The 15,284-nt window shown below is 69.5% G+C and carries 15 protein-coding genes; 9 read left to right on the plus strand and 6 right to left on the minus strand.

Annotated features, from left to right (window positions below):
- Positions 1–5: 5 nt before the first annotated feature.
- A complete protein-coding gene (locus GCU42_RS00620; RefSeq protein ID WP_114228318.1) occupies positions 6–1,946 on the minus strand; it encodes a peptidylprolyl isomerase in 1,941 nt (646 codons plus the stop codon).
- 115 nt (positions 1,947–2,061) lie between these two features.
- On the opposite strand from GCU42_RS00620, the gene tpiA reads away from it, so the two are divergent.
- The 5 genes from tpiA to trxB all read left to right on the plus strand — a co-directional run bounded on the left by tpiA (position 2,062) and on the right by trxB (position 6,361).
- Positions 2,062–2,808, plus strand: a complete 747-nt coding sequence (gene tpiA / locus GCU42_RS00625; protein WP_114228317.1) for a triose-phosphate isomerase — start codon at positions 2,062–2,064, stop codon at positions 2,806–2,808.
- An 80-nt stretch (positions 2,809–2,888) separates the two neighbouring features.
- Complete coding sequence (secG, locus tag GCU42_RS00630; RefSeq protein ID WP_114228316.1) at positions 2,889–3,317, plus strand: preprotein translocase subunit SecG; 429 nt, start codon at positions 2,889–2,891, stop codon at positions 3,315–3,317.
- 150 nt (positions 3,318–3,467) lie between these two features.
- Positions 3,468–5,099 carry a CTP synthase gene (gene pyrG / locus GCU42_RS00635; protein WP_114228315.1) on the plus strand — a complete coding sequence of 544 codons (1,632 nt, stop codon included), beginning with the start codon at positions 3,468–3,470 and terminating at the stop codon, positions 5,097–5,099.
- Between the two features lie 105 nt (positions 5,100–5,204).
- Positions 5,205–5,354 (plus strand): lmo0937 family membrane protein, encoded by a 150-nt coding sequence (locus GCU42_RS00640; RefSeq protein ID WP_114228314.1) that lies wholly within the window; start codon positions 5,205–5,207, stop codon positions 5,352–5,354.
- A 41-nt stretch (positions 5,355–5,395) separates the two neighbouring features.
- Positions 5,396–6,361 carry a thioredoxin-disulfide reductase gene (gene trxB, locus GCU42_RS00645; protein WP_114228411.1) on the plus strand — a complete coding sequence of 322 codons (966 nt, stop codon included), beginning with the start codon at positions 5,396–5,398 and terminating at the stop codon, positions 6,359–6,361.
- Between the two features lie 15 nt (positions 6,362–6,376).
- On the opposite strand, the gene GCU42_RS00650 is transcribed toward trxB, so the two are convergent.
- Together GCU42_RS00650 and GCU42_RS00655 are read right to left on the minus strand one after the other, a co-directional pair.
- On the minus strand, positions 6,377–6,883 hold the full coding sequence (locus GCU42_RS00650; RefSeq protein WP_114228410.1) for a GAF domain-containing protein: 507 nt from the start codon (positions 6,881–6,883) through the stop codon (positions 6,377–6,379).
- A gap of 77 nt (positions 6,884–6,960) precedes the next feature.
- Positions 6,961–7,533 carry a hypothetical protein gene (locus GCU42_RS00655; protein ID WP_114228313.1) on the minus strand — a complete coding sequence of 191 codons (573 nt, stop codon included), beginning with the start codon at positions 7,531–7,533 and terminating at the stop codon, positions 6,961–6,963.
- 168 nt (positions 7,534–7,701) lie between these two features.
- Here GCU42_RS00655 and GCU42_RS00660 point away from each other — a divergent pair, with 168 nt between their 5' ends.
- Both GCU42_RS00660 and GCU42_RS00665 read left to right on the plus strand, forming a co-directional pair.
- Positions 7,702–9,459, plus strand: a complete 1,758-nt coding sequence (locus GCU42_RS00660) for a chloride channel protein (RefSeq protein WP_240309508.1) — start codon at positions 7,702–7,704, stop codon at positions 9,457–9,459.
- Positions 9,452–10,501, plus strand: coding sequence for a S1C family serine protease (locus GCU42_RS00665; protein ID WP_114228312.1), 1,050 nt, complete (start codon positions 9,452–9,454; stop codon positions 10,499–10,501). Before GCU42_RS00660 ends, GCU42_RS00665 begins: the two co-directional genes overlap by 8 nt.
- Before the next feature lie 21 nt (positions 10,502–10,522).
- On the opposite strand, the gene GCU42_RS00670 is transcribed toward GCU42_RS00665, so the two are convergent.
- Positions 10,523–10,807 (minus strand): acyl carrier protein, encoded by a 285-nt coding sequence (locus GCU42_RS00670; protein ID WP_114228311.1) that lies wholly within the window; start codon positions 10,805–10,807, stop codon positions 10,523–10,525.
- A gap of 58 nt (positions 10,808–10,865) precedes the next feature.
- Here GCU42_RS00670 and GCU42_RS00675 point away from each other — a divergent pair, with 58 nt between their 5' ends.
- Positions 10,866–12,329, plus strand: a complete 1,464-nt coding sequence (locus GCU42_RS00675) for an AMP-binding protein (RefSeq protein WP_114228310.1) — start codon at positions 10,866–10,868, stop codon at positions 12,327–12,329.
- A complete protein-coding gene (locus tag GCU42_RS00680) occupies positions 12,326–13,534 on the plus strand; it encodes a pyridoxal-dependent decarboxylase, exosortase A system-associated (protein WP_114228309.1) in 1,209 nt (402 codons plus the stop codon). Before GCU42_RS00675 ends, GCU42_RS00680 begins: the two co-directional genes overlap by 4 nt.
- Before the next feature lie 41 nt (positions 13,535–13,575).
- Here GCU42_RS00680 and truA read toward each other — a convergent pair whose 3' ends face one another.
- Positions 13,576–14,370, minus strand: coding sequence for a tRNA pseudouridine(38-40) synthase TruA (gene truA, locus GCU42_RS00685; RefSeq protein ID WP_114228308.1), 795 nt, complete (start codon positions 14,368–14,370; stop codon positions 13,576–13,578).
- A complete protein-coding gene (gene fmt, locus GCU42_RS00690) occupies positions 14,367–15,272 on the minus strand; it encodes a methionyl-tRNA formyltransferase (protein ID WP_114228307.1) in 906 nt (301 codons plus the stop codon). The genes truA and fmt overlap by 4 nt, the downstream gene beginning before the upstream one ends.
- Positions 15,273–15,284: the final 12 nt, after the last annotated feature.

The following is a 15,284-nucleotide window of genomic DNA, read 5'->3' on the forward strand; positions in this document are numbered from 1 at the left end:
CAGCCTCAGCCGCCGACCAGCAGCCGCTTGCGCGCGTCGGCGATCGCCGCCTCGTTGCGGCTGACGCCCAGCTCCTTCTGCGCGGCGTTGAGGAACTGCACCGCAATCTCCTCGCCGCCGGACTGGCTGAGATCGCGCTGGGTCTGGCCGATCAGCCCCGGCTGCGTCAGCGAATCGCCCGGGATGGTCTTGTCGAGCTGGACGATGAAGAAGCCCTGGCCCTGCGGCGCGGCAACCATCCGGCTCTTGCCCGGGGTCAGGCTGAACAGCATCTGCAGCGGCGCGGGCACCTGGCCCTGCAGCTGCGCGAGCTGGATCCGGCGAACCTTGAGCGGCGCCGGGGCCGGCACGCCCGCGATCCCCTGTTCCTTGAGCGCCTGCTGCAGCGGCACGCCGCGGGTGACCTTGGCCAGCACCGCGACGGCGGCGGTCTTGGCGGCGTCCTCGGCGCGCTTGGCGACGAAGTCGGCCACGAGCCGGTCGCGGATCTGCGCCAGCGGCGCCGGGGTGGCCGGCGTGATCGGACCCAGCGCGACGAGGACATAGCCCCCGTCATTGGGCAGCGTCTCGACCATCGGGTCGTCGCCGGCAGACATGCCGAACGCATCCTTGAGCACCAGCGCCGCATATTCGGGCGGCAGCTTGAACGCCGGTTGGGCGATCGACTGGCCGGTGGCGGTCAGCGGCGGGGTGGTAGTGACCGGCAGCTTGTTGGCCTGCGCCAGCTCGTCGAAGGTGCGGCTCTCGCCGATCCCGTCCTCGATCTTACCGGCCGCGTCGGTCAGCGCATTCTTGCGCTTGTCGCCGGCCAGCTTGGCGACGATCTCGGGCTTGGCGTCGGCCAGCGTCTTGCCGGCCTTGCGGTCGACCCGCTCGACCTTGATGACGTCGAAGCCGGTGCTCGACTTGATCGGCCCGACCACCGCGCCGGCGGGGGCGGCGAACACTGCCGCGGCGACCTGCTCACCGGCGAGCGCTGCGAGCTCGGCGCGGCTCTGCGGCCCGAGGCTGACGTCGGCGGCGGAGAAGCCGGCGGGCTGCGCGGCGGCGGCGAAATTGCCCCCGGCCTTGGCCCGCGCGGCGACCTGGTTCGCCTGGTTCTGGTCCGGAATCGAGGCGCGGCTCAGCACGCGGCTCTCGCCCCCGGCATAGGTCGCGGCATTTTGCTGATAATAAGCGGCGACCTCGGCGTCGGTCGGCTGGACCCCCGCCACCGTTTCCGGCGTGATCAGCGCCAGCCGCAGCACGCGCTGCTCAGGGATGACGTAGCGCGCGCGGTTTCGCGCGTAGAACGCCTGCAGCTCGGCGTCAGTCGGCGGGGCGCCCTTGAACGCCGCACTCGGGATCAGCGCTGCCAGGCCTTCGCGCTGCTCGAGCAGCATTGAGGCATAGGGCTGCGCGACCCCCAGCGGCATCCGCATGTTGCCCGCGATCGGCGCCAGTAGCATCCGCTGGAGCAGCAGCACCGCAATCTCGTCGCGCAACTGCGCATCGGTCAGCCGCTGCTGCTGGAGGAATTGCTGATACGAAGCCTCGCTATACTTGCCGTCGAGCCCGCGGGTCTGCGGGATCTTGACGATCTCGGCGTCGATCGCGGTCTTGGGCGGCATCAGCCCGTGCGCCACCGCATACGCCTTGAGCGTCTTGGCTTGAATGAGGCCGTTGATGATCTGGTCATATTGCGGGGCGAGGTCGGCGTAGGTCGCGTCGGGCTTCTGCTGGCGCAGCTGGGCGAGCTGGCGCTGCAGCGTCTGCGACAATTCGGTCTCCGTGATCTGCTCCTTGCCGACCTTGGCGAGCACGCCCTGGTTGAACCCGCCGGTTCCAAACGACTTGAAGTTGTTGACGTCGGCGACGGCGAAGCTCGCCAGCATGATGACCAGGAACAGGATGCCGATGGCGGCGCCCGCCTTGGACTTGGACAGGCGGCGAAAGAAGGACAGCATGAAGGGGCAAGCTCGCGTCTGCGGAAAAGAAGTCGGCAGGGGCTTTAGAGAGCCGACGGCTTCCCTTCAATATGGCGGGCTTGCTAGGCGCGGCGGCGAACAGAGGAGAAGTAGGATGACGCGTCGCAAGCTGGTCGCCGGCAATTGGAAGATGCACGGCACTTCGGCCGACCTTGGTGAGGTTCAGGCAGTGGCGCAGGCGGCGCAGCGGCTGGCGGGGCAGGTCGACGTCGCGCTGTGCGTGCCGGCGACCCTGATCCACCGCGCCGCCGAGGCAGCGCCCGGCTTCGCCATCGGCGCGCAGGACATCCATATGGCCGAGGGCGGCGCCCACACCGGCGACATCGCCGCAACGATGCTCCACGACGCCGGCGCGACGCTGACCATCGTCGGCCACAGCGAACGCCGTGACGCCCATCGCGAAGACGACGCTGCGGTCCGCGCCAAGGCCGAGGCGGGGCTGCGCTCGGGGCTCAAGATCATCCTCTGCGTCGGCGAGAGCGATGCCGAGCGCGAGGCGGGGCGGGCGCTCGCCGTCGTCACCGCCCAGCTCCGCGCCAGCTTGCCGGGCCAGGGCGCGACCGCCGCGGCCTTTGCGGTCGCCTACGAACCCATCTGGGCGATCGGCACCGGCAAGGTCCCGGGCACCGCCGACATCGCCGAAATGCACGCCGCGCTGCGCCAGACGCTGGTCAAGGCGCTCGGCGCGGATGGGGAAGGGGTGCGCATCCTCTACGGCGGCTCGGTCAAGGCGTCGAACGCGGCGGAGATCTTCGCCGTGGCCGACGTCAACGGGGCGCTGGTCGGCGGCGCCAGCCTAAAGGCCGCCGACTTCGTCCCGATCGTCGAGGCGGCGGTCTAGCAGACTCGTTGAAACTTGGCGGCACCCCCGCTAAGTGCCCGCGCGAACCTCATTTCCTCATCGAAAGCCGACCTTCCCCCATGTTCACCTTCCTCCTCATCCTCGAAGCGCTGGTCGCCCTTGCCCTTTGCACGGTGATCCTGATGCAGCGCTCGGAAGGCGGCGGGCTGGGTGTGGGCGGCAGCTCGGCGGGCCTGATGACCGCGCGCGGCGCGGCCGATTTCCTGACCCGCGCGACCGCGGTGCTCGGCGGGCTGTTCGTGATCCTGTGCATCGCGCTGGCGGCTTATTCGGGCACCCGCACCAACACCCAGTCGATCGACGCATCGGTCGCGAATCAGGCGGCCCCGATCAGCCAGCAGACTCCGGCCGGGACCGCGCTGCCGGGTCAGCCGACCGGCACCACAACGGCGCCGGCGACTCCCGCCGCCCCGGGCAGCCGCGCCCCCGCCGGCACGCTCCCGGCGCCGACCCCGGTCAGCAACGGCGCTGTTCCGCTCGCGCAGTAACGTCTCAATAGCCGTCACCCTGAACTCGGTTCAGGGTCCATGCCTCCGCCGCACACCGTGGCGCGGGACCCACGATGGATGCTGAAACAGGTTCAGCATGACGGTTTTGGCTTGCCCATCCCGCCCTCTCACCCCTAAGGCTCGTCTCCCATGGCGCGGTTTATTTTCGTTACCGGCGGCGTGGTCTCCAGCCTCGGCAAAGGTCTTCTCTCGGCATCGCTCGCAGCCCTGCTGCAGGCGCGCGGCTTCAAGTGCCGCATCCGCAAGTTCGACCCTTATCTGAACGTCGATCCGGGGACCATGAGCCCCTATCAGCACGGCGAAGTCTACGTCACCGACGACGGCGCCGAGACCGACCTCGACCTCGGCCATTACGAGCGCTTCACCGGCGTTTCGGCCAAGCAGTCGGATAACGTCACCACCGGTCGCATCTACCGCGACATCATCGCCAAGGAACGGCGCGGCGACTATCTCGGCGCGACGGTCCAGGTCGTCCCGCACGTCACCAACGCGATCAAGGAATTTGCGCTGGCCGAAACCGACGGCCTCGACTTCGTCATCTGCGAGATCGGCGGCACCGTCGGCGACATCGAGAGCCTGCCGTTCATCGAAGCGCTGCGTCAGCTCCGCAACGACCTCGGCCGCGGCAATACCGTCAGCGTCCACACCACGCTGGTGCCGTGGATCAAGGCCGCGGGCGAACTCAAGACCAAGCCGACCCAGCATTCGGTCCGCGAAATCTCGAGCCTCGGCGTCCAGCCCGACGTCCTGCTGTGCCGCGCCGAAATGCCGATCCCCGACAGCGACAAGGCCAAGATCGCGCAATTCTGCAACGTCCCCAAGTCGGCGGTGATCGAGGCCCTCGATGCCCGCTCGATCTACGACGTGCCGCTCGCCTATCACCGCGAAGGCCTCGACGACGAGGTGCTCGCCGCCTTCGGCATCACCGATGCTCCGCGCCCCGACGTCGCCCGCTGGGACGAGATCATGGACCGGCTCGACAATCCCGAGGGCGAGGTCACGATCGGCGTGGTCGGCAAATATGTCGGCCTGCCCGACGCCTATAAGAGCTTGCGCGAGGCGCTGGTCCACGGCGGCATCGCCAACCGCGTCAAGGTCAACATCAAGTGGCTCGACGCCGAGCTGTTCGAAAAGGGCGAGGATCTCGCCGGCGAGCTCGAGCCGATGCACGCCATCCTCGTCCCCGGTGGGTTCGGCGAGCGCGGGAGCGAGGGCAAGATCGCCTCGGTCAAATTCGCCCGCGAGCGCGGCGTCCCCTTCTTCGGCATCTGCCTCGGCATGCAGATGGCTTGCATCGAGGGTGCCCGCAACACCGCCGGCATTGCTGAAGCCTCCACCACCGAATTCGGCGACACGCCCGAGCCGGTGGTCGGCCTGATCACCGAATGGATGAGCCCCGAAGGCCTCCAGGCGCGCGCCGCCGGGGGTGACCTTGGCGGGACCATGCGGCTCGGCGCCTATGACGCGACGCTCGGCGGCAACAGCCGCGTCGCGCAGGTCTACGGCACCACCCACATCTCCGAGCGCCACCGCCACCGCTACGAGGTCAATTCGGCCTACATGCCCGCGCTCGAGAAGGGCGGACTGGTGTTCAGCGGCATGTCGCCCGACGGTCGCCTGCCCGAGATCGTCGAGCGGCCCGACCATCCGTGGTTCATCGGCGTCCAGTTCCATCCCGAGCTCAAGAGCCGGCCGTTCGCGCCACATCCGCTCTTCGCCAGCTTCATCGAAGCGGCGGTGAAGCAATCGCGGCTGTTCTGACGCACGGTTCGCTTGGCCTGAGCGCCCGTCGAACATTTCGTTAAGTTAACGGAACATCCCTTCGCAGCGGCGATTGTCCCGCCATCTGCAAGAGAAGGGTTAACCATGCTCGCGATTATCGCCGCCATTCTGATCATCCTCTGGCTCGCCGGGTTCCTCGTGTTCCACGTCACCAGCGGCCTCATCCACATCCTCCTCATCGTCGGCATCATCGTGCTCGTGCTGCACTTCGTGCGCGGTCGTTCGGCGGTCTAACCGGCATTGCCAGCGGGTCGCTCAGTCGCCAAATGGGCGGCATGAGCGACACCGTTTCCAGCCGCATGATCGTCCTGGGGTCAGGCCCCGCCGGCCTGACCGCGGCCATTTATGCCGCCCGCGCCGGGCTCCAGCCGATCGTCATCCAGGGCATCCAGCCCGGCGGCCAGCTGACGACTACCACCGACGTCGAGAATTATCCCGGCTTCCGCGAGGTGATTCAGGGCCCGTGGCTGGTTGAAGAGATGCAGGCCCAGGCCGAGCACGTCGGCACGCGCATGGTATGGGACCATATCGACAGCGTCGAGCTGTCTGCCCCGCCCTTCCGGCTCAAGGGCGACAGCGGGACCACCTACACCTGCGATACGCTGGTGATTGCGACCGGCGCGCAGGCCAAATGGCTCGGCCTGCCGACCGAAGAGCATATGAAGGGCAAGGGCGCGAGCGCCTGCGCGACCTGCGACGGCTTCTTCTATCGCGGCAAGAAGGTGGCGGTGATCGGCGGTGGCAACACCGCGGTCGAGGAAGCGCTCTACCTCACCAACCACAGCCATGACGTCACCCTGATCCACCGCCGCGATTCGCTTCGAGCGGAGAAGATCCTGCAGGATCGGTTGTTCGCCAATCCGCACATCAAAATCATCTGGAATCATGAGGTCGAGGAATTCCTCTCGGGCGGCGAGCCCGAAGCGCTGGTCGGTCTCCGTCTCAAGGATCGCCTCACCGGCGCGACCCAGGACCTGACCGTCGACGGCGCCTTCGTTGCCATCGGCCACAAGCCCGCGACCGAGCTCTTCGTCGGCAAGCTCGATCTCGACGAGGACGGCTATCTCGCCGTCGAAACCGGCTCGACCCGCACCAGCGTCCCCGGCGTGTTCGCCTGCGGCGACGTGATGGACAAAATCTACCGTCAGGCGGTCACCGCTGCCGGCACCGGCTGCATGGCCGCGCTCGACGCCGAGAAATATCTCGCCGCGCAGGAATATCAGGCGCTCGCCGCAGAGTAATTCGCGGCGCGAAGGTCAGGCGGGCAGTGGCGGGCTCGCGGTCGCACCGACCTGCTCCGGTCGTGCCGACAGGATCGCGGCCAATCGTTCGGCGCAGCGCGTGAGGAGGGCGACGGTCTCCGTCCCGCTCAGAACGCGCTCCTCGGGATCGATCGCGCACAGCGTGCCATAGAATTGCCCATCCGCGAGGACGACCGGCACCGACGCATAGCTTTCGAAGCCGAACAGCATCGGGACGGGGTGGGTCCGCCAATCGGGATCGTCGGCAACCCGGTCGATGATGATCGCCTGCCCGCACTCGCGAATATTGTCGCAGATGGTCTTTTTGACGTCGAGCTCGTCACCCGGATTGAGGCCGAAGTCGATCCGGTCGAGCACCTGCGCCGCGACCCACCGCGTTTCCGTCACGCCTGCGACAGCGATGAAGCCCATGCGGGTGGCGTGGCAGACCTCGAGCAGGATCGCCTCGATTTCAGGATCGTCGCCATCCCGTGCGACCAGCTTGGCGAACTCGTCTTTCACCGTCGAACTTATGTCGACTTTTCGAAGCTTGGCAACCGCGCCGGATCGGCGTGGCGAGATGGCGAAACGGCGGTCGGTCAATAGCCTGAAATGACGATCCACGACGCCTCGTGGATCACCAGCACCGCGAAGAGCGCCACCTGCAACCACCGCCGGCGGGAAAGCGCGAGCCCGGCGCTCAGCACGACCGGCGCGATGAACACCTCCGCGAGGCGCGGGCTGACGTAGCCGTTTAACGTAAAGCCGAAATAGAAACCATGAGCGCCCCACATCACCGAATAGAGAAGGAACAGCGTCCACAGATAACGACTGTTCTCGCGCTGAAATGCTCGCAGGTCGATCGCGCCGGGCTTCAGATCGTCCGCGTCTGGCAGCGCCGAGGCGACGATGAGAAACAGCAGGAAGTTCTCGATCAGCAGGCCGAGGAAGAAGAACAGCGAGGTGACCCCGGCCATCTCGCGGATCGACCAGACTTGGTACCAGTAGCGGACCACGGTGAAGGCGAAATAAGCCGCGGTCGCCAGCACCAGCGGGTCCCACCGCACCTCGTGGCGGCGGCGGAGCAGGCGATGGAGGCTAAACCCCAGGTCGGACAGCGCCAGACCGGTGATGATCGACAACAGGCCGACCACATAGCCGAATTGATCCATCAAGCCCCCACACGTCCCTGATGCAAGCCACTGTGTCCGGCTCGCGCGCCCTTCGCAACTCGGGTGCATCACCTGAGAGCGAGCGTTGGCCTCGCGCCGCCGGGGCTCTAAGAGCCTTGGCGTCATGCCCGCCGCCGCCCAGCCCGACCGCCCGAGCGTCCGCCCCTCGTGAGGTCTCCCGCGCTGACCATCCTGCCCGTCTACGAGCGCGGGGTAACGTCCTTCCGGCGAGTGTTCCGCTCGAGCGAAGCCGCGCTGGTCTTGCTCGCGGTCGGGGTCGGTCTGGGAGCGGGGCTGCTGATGCTCGCGCAGCGCGGGCTCGCCCACTCCATCCAAGCATTGCTTTACGGCCTCAGCGGCGCGAGCCTCAGTGCCGCGCCGTCGATCGCACCGTGGCGGTTGCTCGCGCTGCCGCTCCTCGGGCTCGCGCTCGGCTATGCGACCCGCGCCGCCACCCGCCGCTGGCGCACCCCGGTCGACGTGGTTGAGGCGAATGCGCTGCACGGCGGCGCTATACCCTTGCGCGATACGCTGGCGGTGTGCGGCCAGACCATCCTCTCCAACGGCGCGGGCGCCTCGGTCGGGCTCGAGGCAGCCTATGCGCAGGCTGGCGGCGGGCTCGCCTCGCTGGTCGGCCAGTGGCTCCGCCTGCGCCGCGCCAGCCTGCGCGTGCTGGTCGGCGCCGGCGCCGGCGCGGCGGTCGGCGCCGCCTTCGGCGCGCCGCTAACGGGCGCTTTCTACGCCTTCGAGATCGTGATCGGCGCCTACACGCCGGCCGCGATCGCGCCGGTGGCGGCGGCCGCGATCGCGGCGACCCTGCTCGGCCGGCTGGTCGGGGTCGAGCCCTATGTCGTCGCGCTGCCCGGCGCCCGCGCGATCACCACCGCCGACTATCTGCTTTACGCCGGGCTGGGCCTCATCTGCGCGCTGATCGGCATCGCGGTGATGCGCGGGGTGACCTTCTGCGAAGTCCAGTTCCGCCGCCTCGCCGTGCCCGACGCCTGGCGTCCGGCGGTTGGCGGGCTATTGCTCATTCCGCTCGCCATGATCACTCCGCAGGTGCTGTCGGCCGGGCACGGCGCGCTGCACATCGATCTCGGCGCCGAGGTCGGGGTCCGCTTCATCCTGCTGGTGCTGCTCGTCAAGATCGCCGCCTCGACCATCTCCCTTGGCTTCGGCTTTCGCGGCGGCCTGTTCTTCGCGTCGCTGTTCATGGGCTCGCTGATCGGCCAGCTGTTCGCCGCGCTGCTCACGCACCAGTCCGTCCTGCCGACGGTCGACCCGGCCGACGCGGCGCTGATCGGCATGGCGGCGATGGCGGTCGCGATCGTCGGCGGGCCGATGACCATGTCGATGCTGGTGCTTGAAGTGACCCATGACTTCGCGCTGACCGGGGCGGCGGTCACCGCCTCCTTGTGCGCCAGCACGCTGGTCCGCGAACTTTTCGGCTACAGCTTCTCGACCTGGCGGCTGCACACCCGCGGCGAGAACATCCGCAGCGCGCGCGATGTCGGCTGGGCCCGCGCGCTGACCGCAGGTACGATGATGCAGCGCGCGGTCGAGACCCTGTCCGCCACCGCCTCGGTCGCCGAATTCCGTCGCCGCTTTCCGCTCGGCTCGACCACCCGCGTCGTGCTGCTCGATGCGGCGGGGCACTACGCCGGGCTGGTCGACACCGCCCGGCTGTTCGCGCCCGGCGTCGCCGAGACGGCGCCCGTCGCCACCCTCGCATCGCTGGCCGATTTCGCGCTCGACCCGGCCGCCGACGTGCGCACGGCGATCGCCGCGTTCGACCGCACCGAAGCCGATTATCTCGCGGTCGTCGGCCCCGACGGAGAAGTGCTCGGCACCCTGTCAGAACGCTTCGTCCACCGCCGCTACGCCGACGAGGTCGAGAAGGCGCAGCGGGACCTGTTCGGTGAGTGAGGCGCCGATCCTTCCGCGCCCGCGCCCGTTGCGCAGCGCGCTGATCGGCGGCGGCCTGCTGCTTGCCGTGCTTGGCGGGGCCGCCGGGATGCGCTGGTGGACGGCAACGCCGACGCCGCAGGGCAGGGCACCCGCGCGGCCGATCGTCCAGATCGTCCGCCAGCAAAGCGGTCTCCCCGACCTTGCCGATCTGGTCGAGCGCAGCTGCCCGGCGATGGCGCTGCTGGTCCCGGCCGGCGCTGTCCTTCCCGTCGCCGAGGGCGCCAAGGCGACCCCTGCCGTCCGCATCACCGACGACGGCTGGCTGCTCGCTGCCGCCAGCACGATCCCCGCAGGCAATCTGGAAGCGGTGTTCGGCGACGGCCGTCGGGTCGCGGTTGGCGAGGTCCGCACCGATCCTGTTTCCGGGCTGGCCATCGCCAGGACTACCGATGCGACCGGCGAATCGCTGTCTTTCAGCGACGGAGCGCCTCCCCGCGCGGGTCAGTTCGGGCTCGCGGTGGCCACACCCGCCGGGCTCGGCTGCAGCGCCGACCTCGCCATGATCGAAAGCGACTTCCTCACCGACGGCGGCGCACCGAACGGCTACTTCCGCCTCGCGCCCTCCGCAGCCGACTGGCCGCCCGGCCTGCCGGTGCTCGGCGCCGACGGGCAAATGATCGGGGTGGTCGCGAGCGCGGGGGCAGGGGGCACCGCGATTCCCGCCAGCATCGGTCGGCTGGTGGTCGACGAACTTCTCCGCAACGCGCTCTCGCCGACTGCGAGCTTCGGTTTCCGAGCGGTCGACTTTGGCGGCGCGCTCGCTGGCCGCTTGGGCGACGTCCGCGCCGGTGCCGGGGTGGCGCTGGTCGCCGCTGGGTCGAGCGCGGCCAAGGCGGGCTTGCGCGCCGGCGACATCGTCACGACCGTCGACGGCCGCCCCGTCTCGAGCGCCTCCGAACTCGGCCGCGCGCTCGACGCGGTGAAAGCAACCGCCGAACTCACGATCCAGCGCCGCGATCAGCAACTGACCCTGACCGTCACGCGCGTCGACGCGAGCTAGGCCCGCTCTAAGGGTAAGGCGTCAGCCGGCGACCAGCCGCTCGACGAAGGCGCGCAGCGATCCGTAGGTGGCGAAGTCCTCGGCCTCGACGTCGTCGTCCTCGACCGTCACGTCGAACCGCTCCTCGATCCCGGTCAGCAGATTGGCGACCGCCATCGAATCGAACTCGGGCAGCGCGCCGAACAATTCGGTCCCAGCCTCGAACCCCGCCACCCGGCTGGCAGGCAGGCCGAGCACGCCGCTGAGCAAAGCGCGCAGCGTGAAGTCGAGCTGGCCATCGGACGCGGGAACGGACTGCGCGGTCATCGCCGCGCCGCCTAGGGGAAGGTTGGCGGCACCGCAAGCCAACGGCTAAGCGACACCCATGGCGCTGCCCGATCCGCTTCCCCGACCGCTCGATCATCTTACCTTGCGCGGCGCGGCCGACGCGCCCGCGCTGGTCGCCGACGGGCAGACGATGACCTACGCCGATCTTGAGCAGGTGGTCGGCCGCGCCGCCGCGCGGCTGCGCGCGCTCGGGCTGCAGCCCGGCGACCGGGTGGCGAGCTGGATGGGCAAGACGCGGTTCGCCTGCATCGCCCCGCTGGCGGCGGCGCGAGCGGGGCTTGTTCATGTCCCGATCAATCCCGTGCTGCGCCGGGCGCAGGCCGAGCATATTCTGGCCGACAGCGGCGCGGCGCTGCTGGTCGCCAACCGCGCGCGGCTCGACAGCCTCGGCGACGCCGGCGTTAGGTCCGTCGCGCTCGAAGATTGGGAGGAAGGCGACGACACGCTCCCACCGTCCGAGCGCGACCCCGGCGAACTTTGCGCGTTGCTCTACACCTCCGGCTCGACCGGACGGCCAAAAGGCGTGATGCTGAGCCACGACAACTTGTGGCTCGGCGCGGTCAGCGTCGCCCATTATCTCGGCTTGCAAGCCGACGACCGCACCCTGTGCGTCCTCCCGCTCGCCTTCGACTATGGCCAGAACCAGTTGCTCTCGACCTGGTTCGCCGGCGGCTGCGCGGTGGCGTTCGACTATCTCCTCCCCCGCGAAGTGGTGAAAGCGGTCGCGCGCGAACGGATCACCACGCTCGCCGGGGTGCCACCGCTGTGGCTGCAACTCGCCGAACAGAAATGGGACGGCGCGGGCGCCTCTCTTCGCACGCTCACCAATTCGGGCGGACACTTGCCCGAGCCACTCGTCCGCCGCTTGCGCGACCTCTTCCCGCAGGCGAGGCTGCACCTGATGTACGGCCTAACCGAAGCCTTCCGCTCCGCCAGCCTCGATCCCGCTTTGGTCGACGCGCACCCCGACGCGGTCGGCACCGCCATCCCGTTCGCCAAGCTGCGCATCGTCCGCTCCGACGGCAGCCGCGCAGCGCCCGACGAAGAGGGCGAGCTCGTCCATTCGGGCCCGCTGGTGGCGCAGGGCTATTGGAACGATGCGGAACGCACCGCGCAGCGCTTTCGCGACGGCGAGGTGTGGAGCGGCGACCGCGCGGTGATCGGCGCCGACGGCCTGCTCCGCATCCGCGGCCGCGACGACGCGATGATCAAGGTCAGCGGCAACCGCGTCAGCCCGACCGAGGTCGAGGAAGCCGCGCTCGCCAGCGGCGCCGTCGCCGACTGCGCAGCGTTCGGGGTCAATGACGAGCGGCTCGGCCAGGCGATCGTGCTGGTCGCGGTGGCGAAAGGGGAGGGCGCCGACGAGCGCCTCCGCGCCTGGTTCACCGCCGAATTGCCAGCGCATCTCCGCCCCAGCCGCATCGCGTGGCGCGACGCGCTCCCGCTCTCGCCCAACGGCAAGACCGACCGTGCCGCGCTGCAGGCGGAGTTGGCGCCGTGAAGGCGATGGGCCCGATCCCCGCCGACTATGCCGCCGGCCTTGCTCCCGGCGGCCAGTCACCGGCCGAGCTTGTCGCGCAGGCAGGCGGAACGCCGCTATTCGTGTACGACCGCGCCGTCATCCAAGCGCGCATCGCCCGCTTCCGCGCGGCCTTCGGCGACGTGGCGCTCCATTATGCGGTAAAGGCCAACCCCTTCGCGCCCTTGCTGACGTTCATGGCCGACCACGTCGACGGCTTCGACCTCGCCTCGGCCGGCGAACTCGCGACGCTGCAGGCCGCCGGAGCCGCTGAAAAACCGGTCAGCTTCGCCGGCCCCGGCAAGACCGACGCCGACCTCGCCGCGGCGCTTGCGGCTGGGGTGACGGTCAACCTCGAAAGCGAGGCCGAATGGGACCGCCTGCGCCTACTCGCCACCGATCGGTCACCCACCGTCGCCGTCCGCGTGAACCCACCGTTTGGGCTGAAGGGTTCGGGGATGAAGATGGGCGGTTTGGCGAGCCCGTTCGGCGTCGACCATGACCGCGTCCCCGCGATCGTCCGCCGCATCATCGACGAGGGCGGCGACTGGCGCGGGCTGCACGTTTATGCGGGCTCACAGTCGCTCTCGGCCGAGGCGATCATCGAAAGCCAGCGCGCCACCGTCGCGCTCGCCGCCGAGATCGCGGAGGCGGCTGGCGCGACCCCTCCCGAGGTCAACCTCGGCGGCGGTTTCGGTATTCCCTATTTCGCGGGAGATCAGCCTCTGGACGTCGAGGCCATCGGCACAGCGCTCCAGCAGACCCTCGACAGGCGCCGCGCCATTCTGCGCGACACCAGGTTCGTGATCGAGCTTGGCCGCTGGCTGGTGGGAGAGGCGGGGGTCTACCTGACTCGCGTCGTCGACCGGAAGGTCAGCCGCGGCAAGACCTTCCTCGTCGTCGACGGCGGCCTCCAGCACATGCTCGCCGCCAGCGGCAACTTCGGCCAATTGCTCCGCCGCAACTACCCCGTTGCGGTCGCCAACAAGTTCGACGCCGAGCCGGAGGCGGAAGTGACGATCGTCGGCTGCCTCTGCACCCCGCTCGACCTGCTTGCCGACGAGGTCATGCTGCCGCGCGCGAGGGTGGGCGACCTGATCGCCATCTTCTGCGCCGGCGCCTACGGCCTCACCGCCAGCCCGCAGGCGTTCCTCTCGATGCCACCGGCGCGGGAGGTGCTGGTTTAGCGCTCAATCGTCATCCCGGCGAAGGCCGGGATCTCAGGTCGCTAGAACGCAGCGGTCGTGCCACTCTCGCCGAGGTCCCGGCCTCCGCCGGGACGACGGGGGTAGACTGCCTCGACGAAGTACAGCCCCTCCGCCGGCGCGTTGAGCCCCAGCGCCGCCCGATCCTTCGCGCTCAGCGCCGCCACCATGTCGGCCACTTTCCACTGCCCCTGACCGACCAACGCCAGGCACCCGACCATCGAACGCACCTGATGATGGAGGAAGCTGCGCGCCGCCGCATGGACGTGCACCTCGTCGCCAACCCTTTCCACCTCGAGCCGGTCGAGCGTCTTCACCGGACTGTCCGACTGGCAATTGACCGAGCGGAAGGTGGTGAAATCGTGCCGCCCGACCAGCACCGCCGCCGCCTCGGCCATCGCGGCGACTTCAAGCGGCAAGCCGATCCGCCACGCCTTGCCGCGGTCGAGCGTTAGCGGCGCGCGTCGGTTGGCGATCCGGTAGAGATAGCGCCGCCCGACGCACGAGAATCGCGCGTGCCAGTCGTCGGCCACCGGCTCCGCGCTCAGCACCGCCACCGGGTCGGGCCGCAGCAGCGCATTCAGTCCTTCGCGCAGCCGATGCGGCGTCAGCTCCTTCGTCAGCTCGATATGCGCCGCCATCCCCAGCGCATGCACCCCCGCGTCGGTCCGCCCGGCGGCGTGCGCGGTGACCTCCTCGCCGGTCATCGCCTTGGCCGCGCGCTCGACCGCCGCCTGCACCGAGGGCCCATGATCCTGGCGCTGCCAGCCCATGAACGGCGCGCCGTCCCACTCGAGGATCAGCTTCCAGCGTGTCACGTCAGCCGAGTGCCCTTCGGCACCGCGAATCCGCGCAGCAACTCCTGCGGGCTCATCGGCCCACGCCCGGCACGCTGCACCACGTCGGGCCGGATCGCGCCCTCGCCGCAGGCGATGGTCAGCGCCTCGTCGAGCACCTCGCCCGGCGCGCCCGATCCCTCGACAGTTGCGCCGCGAAGCAGCTTCACCCGCTCGCCATTCGCCTCGAACCACGCCCCCGGGGCCGGCGCGAAGGCGCGCAGCTGGCGCTCGACCTCCACCGCCGGCCGCGCCCAGTCGATCCGCGCCTCGGCCTTGTCGATCTTGGCGGCGTAAGTGACGCCTTCGTCGGGCTGCGGCTCCGGCGGGAAGTTGGTCGGATCGGCAAGCACGTCGACCAGCAGGCTCGCCCCCAGCCGCGCGAGATCGTCGGTGAGGTCGCCCGCATTTCGATCGCCAATCGGCAGCTCGGCCGCCGCCAGCATTGGCCCGGTGTCAAGGCCGGCCTCCATCTGCATGATCGTCACGCCGGTCACCGCATCGCCCGCCAGGATCGCCCGGTGGATCGGCGCCGCCCCCCGCCACCGCGGCAGGAGCGAGGCGTGGACGTTGATGCATCCGCGCTCGGGCGCATCGAGGATCGGCTGCGGCAGGATCAGCCCGTAGGCCGCGACCACCGCCACGTCGGCGCCGAGCGCGGCGAACTCACGCTGCTCCTCGTCCCCGCGCAGCCGCGCCGGGGTGCGGACTTCCAGCCCCAACTCCTCGGCCCGCGCGTGCACCGCCGTCCGCTGCACTCGCTTGCCCCGCTTGGCCGGGCGCGGCGGCTGGCAATAGACCGCCACCACTTCGTGCCCGGCAGCGACCAGCGCCTCCAGCGTCGGCACGGCGAATGGCGGCGAACCCATGAAGATGACGCGCATGGTCCGCGCTAT

Origin of the sequence: Sphingomonas ginsengisoli An et al. 2013 (genome assembly GCF_009363895.1) — a bacterium.
Taxonomy (GTDB): Bacteria; Pseudomonadota; Alphaproteobacteria; order Sphingomonadales; family Sphingomonadaceae; genus Sphingomicrobium; species Sphingomicrobium ginsengisoli.

Coding starts and splice junctions, on each gene's coding strand:
- GCU42_RS00655 (WP_114228313.1), bottom strand. CDS start 7,533: ATGGATCAATTCGGCTATGTGGTCGGCCTGTTGTCGATCATCACCGGT.
- GCU42_RS00640 (WP_114228314.1), top strand. CDS start 5,205: ATGCTCGCGATTATCGCCGCCATTCTGATCATCCTCTGGCTCGCCGGG.
- GCU42_RS00675 (WP_114228310.1), top strand. CDS start 10,866: ATGGCGCTGCCCGATCCGCTTCCCCGACCGCTCGATCATCTTACCTTG.
- pyrG (WP_114228315.1), top strand. CDS start 3,468: ATGGCGCGGTTTATTTTCGTTACCGGCGGCGTGGTCTCCAGCCTCGGC.
- fmt (WP_114228307.1), bottom strand. CDS start 15,272: ATGCGCGTCATCTTCATGGGTTCGCCGCCATTCGCCGTGCCGACGCTG.
- GCU42_RS00670 (WP_114228311.1), bottom strand. CDS start 10,807: ATGACCGCGCAGTCCGTTCCCGCGTCCGATGGCCAGCTCGACTTCACG.
- trxB (WP_114228411.1), top strand. CDS start 5,396: ATGAGCGACACCGTTTCCAGCCGCATGATCGTCCTGGGGTCAGGCCCC.
- tpiA (WP_114228317.1), top strand. CDS start 2,062: ATGACGCGTCGCAAGCTGGTCGCCGGCAATTGGAAGATGCACGGCACT.
- GCU42_RS00620 (WP_114228318.1), bottom strand. CDS start 1,946: ATGCTGTCCTTCTTTCGCCGCCTGTCCAAGTCCAAGGCGGGCGCCGCC.
- secG (WP_114228316.1), top strand. CDS start 2,889: ATGTTCACCTTCCTCCTCATCCTCGAAGCGCTGGTCGCCCTTGCCCTT.